This window comes from Microvirga soli (assembly GCF_016734765.1).
In the GTDB taxonomy this organism is placed as follows: Bacteria; Pseudomonadota; Alphaproteobacteria; order Rhizobiales; family Beijerinckiaceae; genus Microvirga; species Microvirga soli.
This window is the reverse complement of record NZ_JAERQE010000109.1, coordinates 2501-5675: the sequence shown is the minus strand read 5'-3', so window position 1 is coordinate 5675 and position 3175 is coordinate 2501. Positions and strand designations below refer to the sequence as shown.

2 tRNA genes and 2 rRNA genes (1 of these 4 only partly in view) are annotated in these 3175 nt (G+C 54.9%); all 4 read left to right on the top strand.

The window, feature by feature from the left end:
* Positions 1–185 precede the first annotated feature (185 nt).
* Positions 186–1672: ribosomal RNA gene (locus JKL45_RS29115) — 16S ribosomal RNA — on the top strand.
* Between the two features lie 154 nt (positions 1673–1826).
* Positions 1827–1903 (top strand) — tRNA-Ile (locus JKL45_RS29110).
* Between the two features lie 12 nt (positions 1904–1915).
* Positions 1916–1991: transfer RNA gene (locus JKL45_RS29105), tRNA-Ala, on the top strand.
* Positions 1992–2275: 284 nt separating this feature from the next.
* A 23S ribosomal RNA gene (locus JKL45_RS29100) occupies positions 2276–3175 on the top strand; it runs 1912 nt beyond the window's last position.
* The 16S and 23S rRNA genes sit together here with 2 tRNA genes alongside, the layout of an rRNA operon.

Below are 3175 nucleotides of genomic sequence, written 5' to 3'. Positions count from 1 at the left end.
TGCTCTTTGACATTGTTGAGAGGGGAAGAGAAGCGTAGGCGGCGGTGTCCTTGCGGGCGATTGGAGACAATCGCTGTTAAGATACCGACCTGATCTATGCTTTGGTGAGTACACCGCTGTGGGGAAACCCACAGATGGAGGTGCTCTGTCAATTAAGAGTGTAGTGACAGTCAGATCAAATCTTTCAACTTGAGAGTTTGATCCTGGCTCAGAACGAACGCTGGCGGCAGGCTTAACACATGCAAGTCGAACGCATCCTTCGGGGTGAGTGGCAGACGGGTGAGTAACGCGTGGGAACGTGCCCTTCAGTTCGGGATAACCCAGGGAAACTTGGGCTAATACCGGATACGTGCGAGAGCAGAAAGATTTATCGCTGAAGGATCGGCCCGCGTCTGATTAGCTAGTTGGTGGGGTAATGGCCCACCAAGGCGACGATCAGTAGCTGGTCTGAGAGGATGATCAGCCACATTGGGACTGAGACACGGCCCAAACTCCTACGGGAGGCAGCAGTGGGGAATATTGGACAATGGGCGCAAGCCTGATCCAGCCATGCCGCGTGAGTGATGAAGGCCTTAGGGTTGTAAAGCTCTTTCGTCCGGGACGATAATGACGGTACCGGAAGAAGAAGCCCCGGCTAACTTCGTGCCAGCAGCCGCGGTAATACGAAGGGGGCTAGCGTTGTTCGGAATCACTGGGCGTAAAGGGCGCGTAGGCGGCTTTGTAAGTCGGGGGTGAAAGCCTGTGGCTCAACCACAGAATTGCCTTCGATACTGCATGGCTTGAGACCGGAAGAGGTAAGTGGAACTGCGAGTGTAGAGGTGAAATTCGTAGATATTCGCAAGAACACCAGTGGCGAAGGCGGCTTACTGGTCCGGTTCTGACGCTGAGGCGCGAAAGCGTGGGGAGCAAACAGGATTAGATACCCTGGTAGTCCACGCCGTAAACGATGAATGCCAGCCGTTGGGCAGCTTGCTGCTCAGTGGCGCAGCTAACGCTTTAAGCATTCCGCCTGGGGAGTACGGTCGCAAGATTAAAACTCAAAGGAATTGACGGGGGCCCGCACAAGCGGTGGAGCATGTGGTTTAATTCGAAGCAACGCGCAGAACCTTACCAGCCTTTGACATGTCCCGTATGGGCAGTGGAGACACTGCTCTTCAGTTCGGCTGGCGGGAACACAGGTGCTGCATGGCTGTCGTCAGCTCGTGTCGTGAGATGTTGGGTTAAGTCCCGCAACGAGCGCAACCCTCGCCCCTAGTTGCCATCATTCAGTTGGGCACTCTAGGGGGACTGCCGGTGATAAGCCGAGAGGAAGGTGGGGATGACGTCAAGTCCTCATGGCCCTTACGGGCTGGGCTACACACGTGCTACAATGGCGGTGACAATGGGCAGCTAACCCGCGAGGGCAAGCCAATCCCAAAAAGCCGTCTCAGTTCGGATTGCACTCTGCAACTCGAGTGCATGAAGGTGGAATCGCTAGTAATCGTGGATCAGAACGCCACGGTGAATACGTTCCCGGGCCTTGTACACACCGCCCGTCACACCATGGGAGTTGGTCTTACCCGACGGCGCTGCGCCAACCGCAAGGAGGCAGGCGACCACGGTAGGGTCAGCGACTGGGGTGAAGTCGTAACAAGGTAGCCGTAGGGGAACCTGCGGCTGGATCACCTCCTTTCTAAGGATGATCTCTTATGAAGTGGCATTTGCTGCTTCTATCGGATCTCTTTTGAACAATAGGGTCAGTCAGACCCTGATATGCGGGACGCTGCCGTCTTCGTTTCTCTTCTCTCAATTCCGGAAAACATCGGCCGGGGCTTTGGCCTCGGTTGGGGCCTGTAGCTCAGGTGGTTAGAGCGCACCCCTGATAAGGGTGAGGTCGGACGTTCGAGTCGTCCCAGGCCCACCATCTTGTCTTAAAGGGGCCTTAGCTCAGCTGGGAGAGCGGTAGCTTTGCAAGCTTCAGGTCGTCGGTTCGATCCCGACAGGCTCCACCATCATTCTTTGATGGGTGCGATCTTCGATCGCCGATGATCTTCTCCGGAATGTCAAATGAGGTTCGTGCCCTCCCCTTTGGGTGAGCGGCGCGGATGTTTGAAATCGTAAAGAGGCAGCATATTCGGCAAGCGGGACAACCTAGTTCCCGCGAACCAGCCCTGGCCCGCAGCCAGGAGCGCCGGATATGCTTGGCAAGCAAAAAGATGTTGCTGGAGAAATCCGGCAACAGGTCTTTCTTGAGATCATGTCCGGCCTTTGCCGGGCGGACATCGATCATGAGAGTAATCAAGTGTCGTAAGAGCATCTGGTGGATGCCTTGGCGCTGAGAGGCGATGAAGGACGTGGTACGCTGCGATAAGTCTTGGGGAGCTGCGAACGAGCTTTGATCCAAGAATCTCCGAATGGGGAAACCCACCTTCGACCCTTTGTATTGTGAGCGCAGGAGATAATCTTGTGTTTGCACTACGAGGGGTCAGATGAAGGTATTAGACCCTGAATCCATAGGGGTTTAAAGCGAACCCGGGGAACTGAAACATCTAAGTACCCGGAGGAAAGGACATCAAACGAGACTCCGTTAGTAGTGGCGAGCGAACGCGGATCAGGCCAATGCCTGCATGATCTTCACTGGAACCGTCTGGAAAGTCGGGCACGAACGGGTGATAGCCCCGTACAGGTCAGGGTGATTGCAGGATATGAGTAGGGCGGGACACGTGAAATCCTGTCTGAACATGGGGGGACCACCCTCCAAGCCTAAGTACTCCTCAGCGACCGATAGTGTACTAGTACCGTGAGGGAAAGGTGAAAAGCACCCCGACGAGGGGAGTGAAACAGTTCCTGAAACCGGATGCTTACAAACAGTAGGAGCCCAAGGTTCGTCCTGGGTGACTGCGTACCTTTTGTATAATGGGTCAGCGACTTAAAGTAACGAGCAAGCTTAAGCCGATAGGTGGAGGCGCAGCGAAAGCGAGTCTGAACAGGGCGTTTTTAGTTCGTTGCTTTAGACCCGAAACCGGGTGATCTAGCCATGAGCAGGTTGAAGGTGCGGTAACACGCACTGGAGGACCGAACCGGTGCCTGTTGAAAAAGTCTCGGATGACTTGTGGCTAGGGGTGAAAGGCCAATCAAACTCGGAAATAGCTGGTTCTCCGCGAAAGCTATTTAGGTAGCGCCTCGCGTGAATCCT